The organism is Kibdelosporangium philippinense, from assembly GCF_021390435.2.
In the GTDB taxonomy this organism is placed as follows: domain Bacteria; phylum Actinomycetota; class Actinomycetes; order Mycobacteriales; family Pseudonocardiaceae; genus Kibdelosporangium; species Kibdelosporangium philippinense.
On record NZ_JAJVCN010000002.1, the window covers coordinates 2,272,996 to 2,288,714 of the forward strand.

A 15,719-nucleotide genomic window follows, 5' to 3' on the forward strand; every position below is an offset into this window, starting at 1 on the left:
CCAAAGGTGCCGGAAAGCTTCTGGGAGACCCCTGAAATGCGGAGCGCTCTCGACGCCTGCGACATGGCGGCGGTGATGCGCGCGTTCCGCACCCACACGTACCACGGCAAGGACATTTCTCAAGAGGTAGCCGCGGGTTGGGTTGGTCTTACCCAGTCCCGGCTAAGTCGTATTGAGAACGGTGTCAAGATCAACGACGTGCCTCAACTTATGCGTTGGGCTGGTGTGCTGGGCATTCCTAAGGATCTATGGTGGTTCAGGGCACCGAGAGCGGCAACGAGGCTGACGAGCTCGGAGACTGCGGAACAGCCACGTGCACAAAGCGAACAAGAGTCTCGTCATGGACACATGATCGGTGGGCTGTTGTTGCCAGTCTTGATCGGGAACCGGACCGTGCTGGTACCGGTCGACGGCCGCACGATGGCAACGAGCGAGCTCGGTGCTCTCCTTGATGAGCTGACAGTACGTGGCGAGTCTGAAAGCCCTGCTGCTACGGAGCAAGTGGAGCCCATGAACCCCCTGAATCGACGCGCCCTTCTCAAGGCCGGGCTCGCTACGGCGATCTCGTCCGTCGATAAGTCCGAGTTGCGGCACGTTGCGCTGGCGATGGACGACTCCCGGTACATGGATAGATCGGTCGTGACGTACCTGCGCAAGCGACTTGCAGAATGTAAATCTGATGACGGAACGCTGGGATCTGGTGCCACACTTCCGGTGGTGCTTGGTATCTTGTCGGCGATCGAAAGTCGTGCCCGTGATGCCAGGCCAGAAATTCGGCGCGAATTGCTTTCGGTCGGTGCCGATGGTGCGGAGTTTGCCGGTTGGCTATACCGAGACACTCGCAATGTCCCGCAAGCTTTGTACTGGCACGATCGGGCAATGGAATGGTCACAAGAGACCGGTGACCTTGGCATGCAAGGGTATGTTCTCATACGAAAGTCTCAGCTGGCTTTTGATGACCGTGAGCCTTCGCGCATGCTCACCCTTGCCCAGGCTGCACAGAATGGCCCTTGGGAGCTGCCTTCTCGGCTGAGAGCTGAGGCTGTGCAGCAGGAAGCTCGTGCGGACGCAATGCTTGGAGCGTCCACCGATGCAGTAGAACGAAAACTAGACCGCGCCCGGAGTCTACTCCTGGCCGCAGATCCGATAAATTCAGATACTGCGCTTGGGGCTCACTATAATGAAACCATCCTGACGATGCAGGCCGCAATTTGCTATACGGAAGCCGGAAACCCGCGCCGCTCCGTCGATCTGTATGCGGACGCTCTAAGAGAAGACGTATTCTCTCCGCGAGACTACGGCTTCTTCTTGTCTTGGATGGCTACCTCGCTTGCCGTAGCTGGTGAGCCCGATCACCCTGCCAAGACCGGTATCGCCTCAGCTATGCGGGCAACTAACGCTGACTCGCGGCGCACTAAACAAGAGTTGCAGCGTGTTCTAGTTGCATTGCAACCGTGGCAGCATCGTCCCGCCGTTAAGGAGTTGCGCGAAGCGATGCACCCGAACGACCTTACACCTTCTGTGTAATCCACGTTCCAACCTCGCCGATCACAAACGCTTGCCATTCCTGCGTTTGAGGGTCAGCATACTCGGGATCGTCGTGCACAGCGATGCCATGCTGTGCACCGTCAAGCTCTATCAGCCTATGCTTGCACGTCATTTGCTTGTCCGCCTCGCGTGACGAGTTCACAGAAATGAACGTGTCTTCGGTGCCGTGGACGATGAGTGTTGGCGACGTGATCTTGGCCAATACAGGCCGGGGCTGAAGCCAGAAGACTTCATTTAGGATCGGGCGTCCAAGTTTGAATGTAGGCGAGTGCCCGACATAGCCTTGTTCGAGCAGTTGACGCCCAGCTTTTTCTGAGATATAGCCGTTTCTCCACGCTGGCTTCTCATCTACGAAACGGGTCTTATAGTCGATCAATGGGTTGATCAACACGAGAGTGGAAAGGTCACCCGAACGATGTGCAGCATAGTACGCCGACGCGCCTCCTGCGAAGCTCGCTGCTATCAGGCTGATCGAGGGTGTACTCACCATGCCGCGCAAATGGTCAACGCCGGAGTCGATTGCATTTAGCAGAGCCGACAACGATAGGTCTTCCTGTCGACCTTCGCTTTCCCCGTGGCCCGGCAAGTCAAATCGCACACTCGCGACTCCTACTTCTGACAGCCCGTTCGCGAGTCGGGCGAAGAATCCACCTTCCTCCCGAGTTACGCCAGCACCATGGACGAGAAGTGCAGCATGCTGAGGTGTCTCATCAGGTGACGTGAACGTGCCGCTCAAACGCAAGCCGTCGCGTGTCCGAACAGTGGTTCCGGTACTGCTCACGCGCATTGTGACTCCTGCCAGGACGACGAAACAGACTACTACTAGATTACGCCGCCATGTACATCGCGGGGTCGGATGCTCTCACATCAGAACCGCTGTTAGGACGTGGACTGAACAGGGGCTACGCGGCCCTGTCTGCGGTCACTCCGAGCCTTAAGTGCGTTGATCCCGTGGGCAAAGCCGCTGAGCTCCGCGGGCCGCACCGCACCGACATCACTTACACCCCGCAACCAGGAAACCGCTTTGTCGCGGAGATCAAGCGGCGATCCAGCAAAGCCACCCGGATCGCGGTGGAACGTGACCACCTGCCGCAAGCCACGAACTACACCGCTACCGGCCCTCCCTTCGGCATCCTCATCGTCGGAGACCATGGCCCCCACACAGCCGGGTACACCAGCCTCGACGACAGCGTCTGGATCACGCCCGTCACGCCCGTCACGCGCAGCCCCACCGAAACACCAAGGCTCATGGTCATCGGCGTCCTCCGATCGGGCGTCCAACTCCCAGCGACGTCACCACGCCGGCAAGTGACCGCAAGTATGACCGCGCACCAGGGGGAAAGGCTCGGAAGAAGAAACCCAGCAGAGGATGACCAGGGCACTCACATGTGCCGCCCCGCGTCGCGCACTCCGCCAACTTCGACTGTCAATGGCCTTTCAGTTTTTTTCACTGGCCACGGACATTCGACGAGACGCTCGCCTACGAGACCGGCCTATCTGCCCGAGCGGTGGCGCTATGGTTTCATCCGTCTGATGTGACCGCAGTTGTTGGTCGGTGGTGACCGCAGCCGGTGGGGTCGCGGGGGTTATTGTTCGCGAGATTTGACCGCGGGTGAATCCTTGCGGTGACTGAAGTCGTGACAGGGCCCCGGCCAGCCGATGATTCGTGGCTGAGACGCCCCGGTGTCGCGGGTTTCCTCTCCGAGTGCAGCGCGTTGGTCACGCTTGTGTTGTGGGCCGGCCCCCGCACACCTGCGGGGGCCGGTCGGGTCACCGGTCAAGCTGGCCTGCCTGGATGGCGGTGACGACGTGCTGAAACCTGTCCCACCCGATGATGAGCACGGCGTCGGGATTCTTGCTGTCCCGTACACCGACTTCGGGGTTCACCTCGACGCAGTCGCCGTTCTGGCCGCTTGATCGACTGGACTTCCTCCACTTTCCAGTGGTGTCCGGGTTCACGTCCCGCACCACCTTTCCTTGCCGGGGTTACTCCGATGTCAGCCTAGTAAGCAGGGAAATCGTGTTTTCGGGTGACAGTGCAAGATCACACAGCGTCTCGAAGACCCACCCGTACCGGTCGAAGTCGGCTGGCCTGTCCGGGTAGACCGCGCCGCCTTGAACCTCGACATAGATGGTTCCAAGCCCGGATTCGGCGGGAAAGGTCAGCAGCTTGAACGCGCCCACCATGGCGGGATGTGCGCCTGCGCTGAACGCGAGTACTTGCAGCGTGATGTTCGGCCGCTGAGCCATGACGACAAGATGTTCCAACTGGTCACGCATGGTCTGTGGACTGCCTACCTGTCGGCGGACGGCGGCTTCGTTGATCACGAACCAGAGTTCGGGTGCGGTGTCGGTGTCGAGCCGGGCTTGTCGTGCCCGCCGGAACGCAACTGATTCGTCGAGCGCTGCGGGGGTGACCGTCTCGCGGGCTGCTGTGGTGACGGCCCTGGTGTACTCGTCGGTCTGTAGCAGGCCGGGCACGAATTCCGCTTCGTATCCCCAGATCTTGAGTGCTTCGGCTTCTTCTTTGGCGTATCGCTCGAACCAGTTTGGGACGGTTTCGGCGTACTCCAGCAGCCAACCTCGATCGTCGCTTTCCTCAGCTTGTCGTACCAGGTGGTCGAGCATCGGCGCACCGATACCGTAGGCATGGCAGAGCGTTCGTACGGTCTTCGGCAGGATCACCTGTTTGGCCGACTCGATCCGCGAGATGGTTGCTCGGCTCAGGTCGGTTGCCTCGGCTGCGGCGTCCATGGTCTTGAAGCCAGCGGCGAGACGCAACTCCTTGAGTTGGCGGCCAAGCTGGCGCCTTCTGATTGCGGGGCCGGGCTCATCGGTCATCGTGCTCCTCGGGTCGGGGCTGGCCGCCCAAGTGTGCACCCGTGCGTACAGAGCGTGGTCCCTCATTCCCCTGATCGGCTTATCTCATGACGGACGGTCCATGATGTACGGTACATGGGCCGTGGCTCGCTATCGGCGGCCCGCTCCGTCGGCCACTCCTTGCCGGGGTCCGCCGACGGAGCCGGGTCGGATCCATCCAGTGCATCGGGAAGTGACGTATGGACCGCCAACAGCAGCAACCGGTCTCTGACTGGTTCAGCACGCTGGAGTCAGGTGCCGTGGACGACCCTGAGTCGTTGACGCCCAACTATCAATGGCGTGTGGACATGTTCCGGCCCGGCCTTGTCCATCTGGCGAACATCAACGGGAAGGTCCACGCTGCCGACGGCCATCTCTGGGTCGAGTCCGTCGATGACCGCACTGCGGACGTCCACAAGCGGGAGTACCCGCCTGTGACCTCCCGATGCCCGGACTGCTCGTGGTGGGCCGCGCAGACGGGGCTTGTGTCGTGAACGGCCGCCGGTTCCCCGCGCAGGGTTTTCCCTCGATTCTCGGCATGGGAACTGACCGGGACTCCGCTTGTCCGACAAGCGTCGAGTCCCCCAGCCTGCGCCTGGGGGTCATCGCCCCTTCGCCTGGCGCAGGCCTCAAACGGGACCCAGTCGTCGTGGTGGGCGACCGGTCCCAGCCCGCACCCGGGGCCTCCCCAGGCTGCCCGGGTGCGGGCCTAGAACCCCTGTCCGCCACGGCTGCTCACACAGACTGCCCTGGTGCTGGACAGGTCCGGACCGTTGTCAACCCATCGCGTGGTGCCGACGAGCACCCGGACTCACATGGGTCAGCGCTAGCAGCCGCGAGCAATAGGTCGCAGCACGGCGAGAAGGCGACGGTCCACCCCCTGCCCGCCGGTTCAGCACTCACCAGCCCCGGCGGGCAGGCCTCGAACTCCGGGTTGCTGCACTGTCCCCAGGGCGACAAGAGCTCCGACAGCAACCTGGGGCAAGCCTGTACCGATGTCGGCTCGTTCCGCACCGGCGGTCTAAGCGAGGCGATAACCGATAACGGCTCGTTCCGCAGCAGCGACGTAAGCGAGTCGGCGCTTGGCGGCGTGGAGCGCAAGCCGCTGGGGTGGGGCGCCGCTCGGCGAGAAAGCATCGGTACAGGCCTTAAACAACCGGTCGACGTCGCGCCCCTCACCACGGCGTCGACCGGTGCTCCACTGTTCGCTGCACTCCCGATCGGGAGTGCAGCGTGATTCCCATCAGATGGCTTTCCTCTATCGACGACCGTGTGCATTCGTTCGATGCGCTCGACGGCTTCGTCGAGATGGAACTCAAGGCAGCATGCGGACACGTCGTCACACAAGACAAGATCATTCGCAACGGCGCTGGCACATGGTGCAACGACTGTTTCGAGGCCCTCACTGACCCGATCCCGCAACCGGCTCCGACGTCGGAGAGGCACCTCCGTCTCGTCTCAGACAACGGATCGGCCGCCACCTCACCGAGTCCGGGAATCAAGCCACGGGTTGTGCCGTGCCATGACTCGAACGGCGTTCCCCGCGAGCTCACCGTCGACCTGCGGGGGTCGACCATCGTCCTCGCCGACAACGCTGTCCTGACGATCGCCGAGGCCTCAATGCTGCACAACGCCCTGCGCAACGCGATCGTCTACTACTTCACGAACACGGACATCATGTGACCGACTATGAGAAATCCCTGCCCTGTCGCAACAAGGAGGGGCAGATTCGGACCCTGACCGCACACCTACACAAAGACGCGATCACCCTCACCACGCCTTTCGGAGATCAAGCGGTCCTCAACGACCACGAGGCGGAACTCCTCGCTGGCGACCTGCTTACTTTCGTGGAGATTGTCCGAAAAGGACGCCAACAATGACGACCCAGCCCTACTACACCTGCGATGGCGGCGTGGACATGACGCACGACGACCGGGCCGCGTGGCACGCCTTCCGCGAATGGATCCGTCAGCAACACACCCAGCCGGATGCCACCACGCCAGTGCGGGTCACCGTGACCGTCGAATTTGGCACGAAGAGCGTGACCGAGCGGGCATGGAGTCGGTTCGACGATCCAGCGTTTATCGCGTGGTCATGTAACAAAGCAGGCCAGAGAGCGTTGCGCGCAGCCTGCGAAACGCTCGGCGACTGCGACGACGTACCGCGCAACGCCAGGGATCTTGACCCCAACTGGTTCGATTCGTAGCTCGCGCTGATTGCACCTGTAAAGGCGGAAAAACCGCCGACAGCGCCATTGCCGTTCGAGCGTCCGTGACCCCGCGCCCCTCGCCAGGCAACGACGAGTGACTCTCGCCGGTATGCGTTGGACGGCGGCCCGTTCCCCACCGGTCCACTGTCCACAGTAGTCGCAATGCGAGAGGTAAGCCCCATGGCTGGAGGTGCGCTTTCGGTAAGGGCGCAGCATGTGCTGAATCACGTGGCACGTGATCCTGGCCACGATTCGTACCGAATCTCCGTGTCCGACATTGAGTCCATTCTGGACTGTGCGCGCGATGTCGCTCAGGTGATTGTCGACGAGCTTGATGCGGCCGGCTACATCCAATCTGGCGACGCCGGCCGCATCATAGTGTTGCGGCGATCCCATGGCGGACGTTCGGGACTCTTCTACAACGTGGTCAGCGAAGTGTCTGACGAGACTGACCGGTTGGCACGCCTGGTCGGTGAAGCCGACATGCGGTCACTAAATCAACGCCTTCCACGTGACATTCCGGTACCCGAGGACGTGCGCGAGTGGATCGGCACGCACGGTGTTCGGGCGCAGACGATGTTGACGATCGTGTGGGAGCACGGCTGGGCCGGGCTAGCTCGCAGGCTGGCTGACGGACTTGCACGGTTGTGGTTTGCGGTGGACCAGTTTGAGAACGCAGCGGTCGCCGTGGGGATCGCGCAGGAAGCACAAGCCGCGATTCATCACGAGCGCAGCGCGGAATTGTCCATGAGGCACGCGGAAGTGCTGAGCGCGACAGGGCGGACTGATGACGCGGTGAGGGCCGCGACCTCTGCGGTGCTGCACGCCCACGAGGCAGCGAACACCGATCTGCTCGCCTCGGCCTATCAGGTTCGCGGCGAAATCCATCACCAGGGTCATAATCCTGTCGCGGCAGTGCAGGATTACCAGCTTGCCGAACGCGCGGCCCTGCGGGCGGTCCGGCATGCGCCGCTCGACGATCGTTCCGTCTTGCGCACGGATCCAGACCGTGTCACAGCCCGCGTCTCCAATGCCATCACCCCGCTTGACCGGGCAGCAGCATCTCTGACCGTCGGTCCGGACCCACGTATGTACGCTGCGCTGCTTGTCGAGCGGGCGAACGAGCTGTCGATCGCTGGCCAGGCTGACGCCGTCGGCGTGCAATTGGCCCGTCTGGTGCGAAAGTTCACAGGCACGCTGCCGGAAGTCGAGGCCGCGGACATTGCCACGACCGTCGGACGGGCGGCAGAGCGTAACGGCCAAGCCGACCTCGCGAACCTCTGCTACCTCCTCGCAGCCGAGCACTACACAGGCGCAGGGCAGTATGAGGACGCGAAACGCGTCGATGGCCTGCTGGCCACCACACACGAACCGCACCAGGCGCCCCCACCAAGTCAGTCCGCGATAGCGGAAGACCGTAAGGATGACTAGCGCAGCAGCGGGGCGGACCATCGATAGCGACGAGAGTCAGCCAAGCCCGTGACGAGGCGCGGACTGCGCCACCGACGTGGCGTCACTCTCCGCGATCGCCGCCGGAGCAGGCACCTTGGCTCTCGGTCCATGATCCCGTGCATCATCGCCAATAACTCCGACAGCGAGCCATCTGAGCGTCATAGTCAACCGCTAATAGGTGGAACCCGGAGGGTCCGCAATCGCGCTCCGTGAGAGTCGCTCGCGATAGCACGTGCGTTCGATGGAAGTCGCCCAACTCCCAGTGGTCCTGTCCTGTGCCAAACACTCACCTATCGGCGGATTATTTTTTTCCTCAGCGGAGGCATATGGTGATCACTCAGATTCAGCGGTGCGATAACCCGACGGTCGCCATTCGGCCCGTGCGGATGTCGTTGCCGCGCGCCCGGAAAGGGTTTCCGCGATGGGTGTACCAGAACGGGTGGTCACGCTTTCCATGCCTGTCAGTGTGGCAATTCGGTTGCTCAAGTATGTGTCCGACCCACTGGAGGGGCGGCGTTCCCGTCTTCGCTCGGCCGACCGTGAATCTATCACTGCTCGACTACACAAAGCGGTATGGGAAATCCAGGTTCGGAGCCTGTTGTGAAGGAACTCCAGCTGGTCGTGACGGCATTCGTCGGGCTTGCCGCTGGGGTCCTGAACTATGCGGCTGCCTCGGGCAGTATTGTTCCCTTTCTCGTCATGGTCTGGTTCGGCATCCCGATGCCGGTGGCCAACGCGACGGTTCTTGCCGCAACACCGCTATCTTTTCTTCGGGCTTTGTGGGAAATCAAAGACGTCCCACTTCGCGTCATGGCCGTTCCGCTCGTTTTTTCCGCGCTTGCGTCCATGGTCGGCGCATTCATTGTCGCCGAGCTGGTAACGCCCACGCAATTCCGTGCCGTGACCCCGTATGTACTCGTGGGCTGCGTCGTGGTTCTGCTGTTTTTCCAGCGTGTACGTCAGCGTATCGACGACGGCGCCCGGCGAGAACGGTTCTCCCCGAAGAGCACACGGGCACTGTTGACCATGGGATACTCGGTGACGTCGCTATACGCAGGGGCTTTCGGCGCCTCAGTGGGCGTGATGATCCTGACGGTGGCATCAAGGCTCACCTCGTGGCCCTGGAAACAGATCAACGCGACAAAGAACCTCCTGTGCCTGGTGACGAGCGGAATCGGTTTCGTGGTGTACGCCGCCTCGGACCTCGTTCTCTGGCCCGTATGGGCTGTTTTGGCCGTCTCCATGGCAGTCGGCGGCGTTCTCGGTCAGAAGCTGACCGACCACCTGCCCGCCCAAGTGCTGCGCGTCTTGGTCGCGACGGTCACCACGATCGCGGCCGGCGCGTTGGTGTTGACCTCATGACTCGCCACCGGGCCAGCGGAGCTGGCGCTCTGTTAGAGCGTCCACATCAGATGCTCGTGGCACCGCACGTGCTTCTGCCGCCGTCCAACGTCTCGCGCTCTCGTTATGAAGGAACTGTTGTGTCTTCAATGTTCGCGCCGATCGGCTTGGTCCACGAGTTGCGGCATTTCCACGGGGCCAGCCCCGACCTGCTTGACAGCGACCTTGACGGGTTTCAGCTCAAGCGACTGCCATGGGGATCTCGCAACCGGTGTTACGCCTGGCGAGTGCCGCACCTGCCAGACTGGGACCCTCACGCGACGGTGTGTCTTAAGCTGTACACATCGGATCCGTCTCGGGCCTGGTGTGAAGCCGTCGCCCTGCAGCACCTCGCGCAGCAACAGGTTGCGGACGTTCCGCGTTTCTTGTGGCATGACCTAGAGCCCACCCTGCCCGCGGCCACGATGACCTGGCTGGATGGGAACCCGATCTCGGCCACGCCGATGGCGCCGCCGCACGTCCTCGACGCGATCGTGGCCACCGTGCGAGGTATTCACGCGCTGCCGCTCGGCCCGTTCGACAACCGCCCGCGCGGCGACGCACCTCTCGACGTCCTGCATGACCTCACCGTCGAATGGCCGAAAGCCTTGTCCGCCCATGACGACAGCCTGTCCTGCGCTCTTCTGCCGTTGGCCACCCGGTGGATTGATCTCGACGACGCCGCGACCCTGCGAGAGCCTGCCACGCGGGTGTTGTCTCCTGGCGACCCCAGCCTGGACCACTGGTTGTGGAACGTCCAGACGAACACGGTGCACCTCGTCGACTGGTCAGCCACCGGCCACAGCGATGTCTGCTGCGACGCGGCCGATCTGATCGAGCACCCGACGGCGCGGGTATTCACCGATGACGACTGGATCTCGCTGCTGCCTGATCTCGGCGTTCATGACACCGAGGGACGTCGCCGATTCCTTGCCGCGCAACGAACCAGCGCGCTGCGTTGGCTACGTGAACTGTGGGACCAACGCCAGGTGTTCCCGAACAAGCTCGCTGACCAACACGACCGTGTCCGCGCGTTGATGCGCCAACCCTGGCTGTAGCGCGGAATGAGGTTCGAGATGTCACACGAATTCACCACACCAGCGACCGCCACGTCCCACCGCCTGGACACTGGTACGCCGCCGCAGGTTCACCGGTCTGCCGCAAGCCAGTCACTTGTCCTGCCGGTGATGCCCGGGGTCACGCGGAACGGATTGCTGCTCCTGGTCGACTCTGACGTCGAATGGACCAGGCGACCCGGCTACGAGCGACTCGCGCGGGTTGGCTCCCACGGAAACGTACTGCACCATCACACCGACCAGCCACTGTGGCGAGCGCGCGAAATCCGGCGGCAGAAAGGTGTGCTCGCCATCGCTGTCCAACCCCGCGGGCGGATCACGGCAAGCGACCGGCTCGCGTTGAGCTTCGCAGACCATCTACGACGCAGGCCCGCACACCTCGCGAGCCGTGGTGGGTGGACCGGTCCGGTTATCGTCAGCGCACGGCCGGATGTTCCGGGGCACACCGAGCAGGATGTGCGCTTGTTTCACCTCGTATCCTCCCGGCGCGTGATCGGCGGCGTCAGCCATGCGGTTGTGTGGGAATGGACGCCCCGTGCTCATGTCGAGGCGTGGTTTGGTGGCCGACTGCCCGACCTGCGCCCGCTTGAACGGCACATCGACACATTGCTGGAAATATGTCACGCCGCCCAACACGGCACTCTTCTCAACACATCGGACACCGACGCGCTGACCACCAGCCTACGCCGGCATCCGTTGTCCGGGCGGTTCCTGCTGCGGCACTACAACCTCATGTGCCGACTCCTGCATCAACGGCGGATCGCCGAGCGCAGCGGCACGACGGTGGACCCGCCCACACACGATCGTCCGGCATCACCGGCCCCGATATTCCCCGAGCCACCCGAGGAACGGAACCTGACGGACGAGGGGAGTGCTGTCCGTGGCTGACCATCCCAGGCCGAGGATGCTTACCAGTGGAATGCCGCCTGGACCGCGCGAATGGTCAACCTTTGACGCAACGGCAGCCTCAACAACGCGAATGATCGTTGGGTTGGCCCAGCGCACCACCGAGTTGCACCCGCGCGCCGCGGTGACCACCTCCAAGAAAATGTCTACAATGGATAGATCGACGCACAGATACCAGTCGCCGCCTGGACCGGCGTTCGCGTTGTTTCCCGTGTCTGGATGCGATGCCACTGTGGCCGAATACTCACCGCGAGATCGGACACCAGCGCCACCACGTCATGCCGGGCAGGTGCACGTGCCGAGAACGCACCACAGTCCGGTGTGGTCAGACTCGATGTCGCGCCCGCAATGGTCCCGACCGGCAGAAAGCCGACTGTCGCGGCGTGACGCCGTCCAAGTCATCGTGCCGTCATTGCGGTACCTGCGCTGTGCGGCGAGGCGAACACATCGCTCGCCGTACCCGAGCGGCCGGATCCACCACCTCCCAGCAGTTGAACTGTGGACCCGGCTGTGGGCCCGGCAGACGCGGCAGGCACGACCCCCGGCCATCGCGTCTGCCGGTCACCCACCTGGTTGTCCGCCTTCACACCGTCACAACCAGTGGGGTGACGACGGCGGCGAATCGGTCGCCTCACCTGTTCGGTGGAGCGACCGATTCATGAAGGGCTTTCACGACGCCCGTCCTCGGGGCATTGCCTCGACGGTGCAGAACTCAGTGTTCGGCTTCACATCAGCGACACGCCGGACCCGACCCCCACCCTGCCGACGCAACTGCAGCAGCTCACGACCAAGGTCGTCGCGCCCGCCCGCTGCGCCGACGCCGGGCAGTCCGCCGGCGAAATCTGCACCGACAACCCCAACCGCACGGATGGCCCCGGTGGCGGCGACTCGGGCGGCCCCGCCGTGAAGTACGTGCGCGGCGTGCCGCAGCTGGTGGGTGGCTGCAGCCGCGCGGCCACGCAGTACGCGGGCGTCGGACCAACCGTGTACACGAGCTCGCCGTACTTCCGCAGCTGGATCTACGACACCGCTCGCGGCGTTCCCGCAGCCACGTAGTCCAAGTGCACCGCGCCGGAGCGCGGCTCTGGCGCGGTGCGTCTCCTGCCGGCGAACGAAACGGCAGCCCGCACGCGAGGCTCAGCGGCCGTACCGCAGCGGACATTGTTTCAACGGATCATGAATTTTCTCTTCCGTCAGGTGACACTCCCCGATCGTCGCCGCGAGTTCGGTGTCCTTCCTGCACAAGATCCCGAGTTGGTCGTCGAGAACGCCGGGGCCTCCGGTCTTCCCGTGGTGCACCCACGGCTCTGCCAGCCATGACGCGATCCAAGGAGCTAGGGTGAGCTGGGTGATCGACCATGAGACCGTGGAAGCGGCGGTCGCCGATGGCTCGCCTTGCCCTGGTGGAGTTCGACGACGCGGGGCTTGGCTGACCCGTGCTCGTCATGCTCCAATGCCGCCGCTCGCGGCGGAGGTCTGGGTGACCGAGCCGTCTTTCCGCGAGGTCCTTCTTGTGCGGCACCGCGTGCGCGGATGGGTGCCACCCGGCGGCACGGTCGAGCCGGGTGAGACGCCTCGGAGGGCCGCCGCCCGCGAACTCGCGGAGGAGACCGGGTTGTCCGGCGAGTTGCTGCCGATTCCGGCTGCCGTCTCGGTGCGCTTGTATCGGGCTGACTGGTCGCCGACGCTAGGCCTGTCCTATGCCGCCGTAGTCGACCGCGACGCTCCGCTCGGCGGAGAACGGGGCCAGCCGCCGAGGTGGTTCGACCTGGACGAGACGTGGGAGAGCGCGTTTCCCGAGGATCGCGACCGTCTTCGCGCACACGTGCGCCGCTTGGCGACCGAACAGTCGATCGCCACTCGTTGACGCCTGTCGCTGGTACACCATCAGTCCGTCACGCAGTGGGCGATCAATCGCACGGACCCGCGGTCCAGGTGGCTTCGCGTGGCGGCGTCACCGAGCTGGTGGCGGGCGCGGTGTCCCTCCCGTGCCTCGAGCACCGGCGGCGCGGCCTGATGGCAGGCCCGGAACGAACCTGCTCCGAGACCTACCGCTTGACCTCGGCGTGGCATGCGCGCACCGGCTCACGCCCAGCTTGTAGAGTACGGATCTTCTCGTACGCTATGCGCTTTCTACGGAGCTGACTGTGTCGCGTCTTATCGTTCACATCCGAGCAGGAAGTCCCGGAGAGTTGCGCCCTCGGACTGGCGCGGAAGCGACCCATGTCGATCAGTGACTCGGACATCTCGGGCGCCTTTTCTGCCTACCTCGAGCGCTACCCGGACGAGGCCGCGCAGCTGTCTGAGCCGATGCGGCTGCTGCGTACGGGGGAGAATTTCACCTCGCGGCGGACCTTCCCGATGCACGTGACTGTCGGCGCCCTGCTGGTCCGCAACGATGCCGAGATCCTGCTTGTCGAGCACCGCGCATACGGGATCACGTTGCAGCCGGGAGGCCACCTCGAGCCGACCGACACCACGCTGATCGACGCGGCAGTGCGCGAGCTGACGGAGGAGACCGGTCTTGACCCCGGCAAGGTCGTCCCAGCGTCGCCGACCCCCATCTACATCGAGTACGGCCAGGTCCCGGCACGACCGGCGAAGGACGAGCCGGAGCACTACCACCTCGACATCGGCTACTCCTTCACGACGGCGCAGGCGGACATCGGGGACATCCAGGAGTCCGAGGTGACGGGTGCCGCCTGGTACCCACTCGCCGTGGCCGAGCGCCTTGTCGGGCCCCGCATCGCGCGGGCGATCAGCGCACCAGCCCAGATCGGCTGACTGGGCCTTTCAGACGCTCCTGGTCGGCAGCGGATCACCGTGCGGACCGGCCGAGGCTGCGCGGCGGTTGGTCGCATCTTTCGAGACGCACGCAGACCGTCAACGGCCGCACCCTCAGCCGACGCCGGTCAAGGTAGCCGGGTGCCCACTCACTCGAAGGACGGTTTCCGGTCCCGGCTCCGCTTGAGCTCGAAAAAGCCGTCAGTGCCGGCGACCATGACCAGGCCGTCCCAGAGTCGACCTGCGGCTTCCCCGCGCGGGGCTGGCGTGACCACGGGGCCGAACAGGGCCGTGCCGCCGATGCGGAGAACGGGAGTCCCGACATCGAGGCCGACCTCGTTGAACGCTTCGTCGTGGGAGTCCTTGATTCGCTGATCGAACTCCGTGCTCGTAGCGGCCGACGCCAGCGAATCGGGCAAACCTGCCTCCGCGAGCGCTTCGGTGATGACGGTGGGATCGTCGCGGCGTCGGTGGTTGTGGAGCCGGGTGCCGATGGCGGTGTACAGCGGCCCGAGGACGCTGCTGCCACTGTGCTCAGCAGCTGCCGCGCAGACCCGCACCGGCCCCCACGCGTTCGTCATCATCTGGCGGTATTCGTCGCTGAGGCCCTTGCCCTCGCGCTGGACGAGGTTGAGGTAGGCCAGCGACATGATCCGCCAGTCGGCGGACACTGGCCGAACCTGCTCGACCTCCAGGAGCCAGCGCGAGGTGATCCATGCCCAGGGGCACAGCGGATCGAACCAGAACGGCACCTCGTGGCGGCCCGCCTGTTCCTTGATCACGAGAATGATCACCTTCCAATCTGAGTTCGGATTTGCATGTGCCCTTTCCTGTTGGCAGTCCTAGATGTCGAATAATCCACTTTGGACGGGGATGTTGCATTTGGCCGTGCGCCCGGCGATTTTCACCAGTGCCGCAAGATCGCTGATCTGAGAGGTCTCGGCGGCAGCGTTGATGAGCCGGAAGAACACCTCCGCGGTGACATCGACGTCGGCGGTGGCCCGGTGGCGATTCGCCGGCAGCGGGACGGAGAAATGTGCCAGCAGCGTGTCGAGCTTGTAGTTCGGCAGACCTGGAACGAGGTGTTTGGCCAGCGGGATCGTGTCGAGAAAGTCGACACAGGCCAGCGCTGGGCAGTGCTCACGCTGATTGTGGATGACGTTGGCCTCGGTGGCTGCGTGCTGTGCCACCAGCAGGTACCGGGTGTTCGCGGTGAATCGCCGATCCAGTGCGCCCAGCGCGTCGGCCGGGTTGGGGGCCTGCTTCACCTGTTCAGGGGTCAGGCCGGTCTGGGCCGTATCGGCGGAGGTCACCGGGGCGAACGCGGGTGGGCGGATGAGTGAGGCGTACCTGCCGACCGTCGCCCACGTTCCTTCCTCGTAGCGCAGCGCGAGAGCAGCGATCTCGATGGGCTGGGCCGGGTAGCCCGTGGGGGTCGTCGTTTCGAAGTCGATGACCACGAACGTCGTCGCCAGGAAGGCTGGGTCTTCGGTCAAGCCCATATG

The 15,719-nt window shown here is 63.8% G+C and carries 17 protein-coding genes; 12 read left to right on the forward strand and 5 right to left on the reverse strand.

The annotated features are described in order from the left end of the window. Positions 1 to 6: 6 nt before the first annotated feature. Entirely contained in the window at positions 7 to 1,527 is a 1,521-nt protein-coding gene (locus tag LWC34_RS29395) for a helix-turn-helix domain-containing protein (protein WP_233728328.1), read from the forward strand. Here LWC34_RS29395 and LWC34_RS29400 read toward each other — a convergent pair. The 3 genes from LWC34_RS29400 to LWC34_RS29410 all read right to left on the reverse strand — a co-directional run bounded on the left by LWC34_RS29400 (position 1,511) and on the right by LWC34_RS29410 (position 4,389). Beyond that, entirely contained in the window at positions 1,511 to 2,335 is an 825-nt protein-coding gene (locus LWC34_RS29400; RefSeq protein WP_233728329.1) for an alpha/beta hydrolase, read from the reverse strand. The two genes, LWC34_RS29395 and LWC34_RS29400, sit on opposite strands and share 17 nt — an antisense overlap. 983 nt (positions 2,336 to 3,318) lie before the next feature. Further along, a complete protein-coding gene (locus tag LWC34_RS29405) occupies positions 3,319 to 3,516 on the reverse strand; it encodes a DUF397 domain-containing protein (RefSeq protein ID WP_233728330.1) in 198 nt (65 codons plus the stop codon). An 18-nt stretch (positions 3,517 to 3,534) separates the two neighbouring features. After that, entirely contained in the window at positions 3,535 to 4,389 is an 855-nt protein-coding gene (locus tag LWC34_RS29410) for a helix-turn-helix domain-containing protein (RefSeq protein ID WP_233728331.1), read from the reverse strand. Positions 4,390 to 4,607: 218 nt separating this feature from the next. Here LWC34_RS29410 and LWC34_RS29415 point away from each other — a divergent pair, with 218 nt between their 5' ends. From LWC34_RS29415 to LWC34_RS29465, 11 genes are all read left to right on the forward strand, one after another. Further along, positions 4,608 to 4,901 (forward strand): hypothetical protein, encoded by a 294-nt coding sequence (locus tag LWC34_RS29415; RefSeq protein WP_233728332.1) that lies wholly within the window; start codon positions 4,608 to 4,610, stop codon positions 4,899 to 4,901. Positions 4,902 to 5,640: 739 nt separating this feature from the next. Next, the gene (locus tag LWC34_RS29420; protein WP_233728333.1) at positions 5,641 to 6,090 is read left to right on the forward strand and encodes a hypothetical protein; all 450 of its coding nucleotides are present in this window, start codon (positions 5,641 to 5,643) and stop codon (positions 6,088 to 6,090) included. Beyond that, on the forward strand, positions 6,087 to 6,287 hold the full coding sequence (locus LWC34_RS29425) for a hypothetical protein (protein WP_233728334.1): 201 nt from the start codon (positions 6,087 to 6,089) through the stop codon (positions 6,285 to 6,287). The genes LWC34_RS29420 and LWC34_RS29425 overlap by 4 nt, the downstream gene beginning before the upstream one ends. Beyond that, complete coding sequence (locus LWC34_RS29430) at positions 6,284 to 6,613, forward strand: hypothetical protein (protein WP_233728335.1); 330 nt, start codon at positions 6,284 to 6,286, stop codon at positions 6,611 to 6,613. Before LWC34_RS29425 ends, LWC34_RS29430 begins: the two co-directional genes overlap by 4 nt. A 270-nt stretch (positions 6,614 to 6,883) precedes the next feature. Then, the gene (locus LWC34_RS29435) at positions 6,884 to 8,047 is read left to right on the forward strand and encodes a DUF2694 domain-containing protein (RefSeq protein ID WP_233728336.1); all 1,164 of its coding nucleotides are present in this window, start codon (positions 6,884 to 6,886) and stop codon (positions 8,045 to 8,047) included. A 621-nt stretch (positions 8,048 to 8,668) separates the two neighbouring features. Continuing rightward, on the forward strand, positions 8,669 to 9,430 hold the full coding sequence (locus tag LWC34_RS29440; protein WP_233728337.1) for a sulfite exporter TauE/SafE family protein: 762 nt from the start codon (positions 8,669 to 8,671) through the stop codon (positions 9,428 to 9,430). Between the two features lie 119 nt (positions 9,431 to 9,549). Then, positions 9,550 to 10,506 (forward strand): aminoglycoside phosphotransferase family protein, encoded by a 957-nt coding sequence (locus LWC34_RS29445; protein WP_233728338.1) that lies wholly within the window; start codon positions 9,550 to 9,552, stop codon positions 10,504 to 10,506. Between the two features lie 18 nt (positions 10,507 to 10,524). Beyond that, positions 10,525 to 11,412, forward strand: a complete 888-nt coding sequence (locus LWC34_RS29450; protein WP_233728339.1) for a hypothetical protein — start codon at positions 10,525 to 10,527, stop codon at positions 11,410 to 11,412. A 660-nt stretch (positions 11,413 to 12,072) separates the two neighbouring features. Further along, complete coding sequence (locus tag LWC34_RS29455) at positions 12,073 to 12,486, forward strand: trypsin-like serine protease (RefSeq protein ID WP_233728340.1); 414 nt, start codon at positions 12,073 to 12,075, stop codon at positions 12,484 to 12,486. A gap of 283 nt (positions 12,487 to 12,769) precedes the next feature. Beyond that, positions 12,770 to 13,297, forward strand: coding sequence for an NUDIX domain-containing protein (locus LWC34_RS29460; RefSeq protein ID WP_308200149.1), 528 nt, complete (start codon positions 12,770 to 12,772; stop codon positions 13,295 to 13,297). 356 nt (positions 13,298 to 13,653) lie between these two features. Next, entirely contained in the window at positions 13,654 to 14,214 is a 561-nt protein-coding gene (locus tag LWC34_RS29465) for an NUDIX hydrolase (RefSeq protein ID WP_233728341.1), read from the forward strand. 149 nt (positions 14,215 to 14,363) lie between these two features. On the opposite strand, the gene LWC34_RS29470 is transcribed toward LWC34_RS29465, so the two are convergent. Continuing rightward, entirely contained in the window at positions 14,364 to 15,008 is a 645-nt protein-coding gene (locus tag LWC34_RS29470; protein WP_308200150.1) for a mycothiol-dependent nitroreductase Rv2466c family protein, read from the reverse strand. Positions 15,009 to 15,056: 48 nt separating this feature from the next. After that, positions 15,057 to 15,710 carry a 3'-5' exonuclease gene (locus tag LWC34_RS29475; RefSeq protein WP_233728342.1) on the reverse strand — a complete coding sequence of 218 codons (654 nt, stop codon included), beginning with the start codon at positions 15,708 to 15,710 and terminating at the stop codon, positions 15,057 to 15,059. Positions 15,711 to 15,719 lie beyond the last annotated feature (9 nt).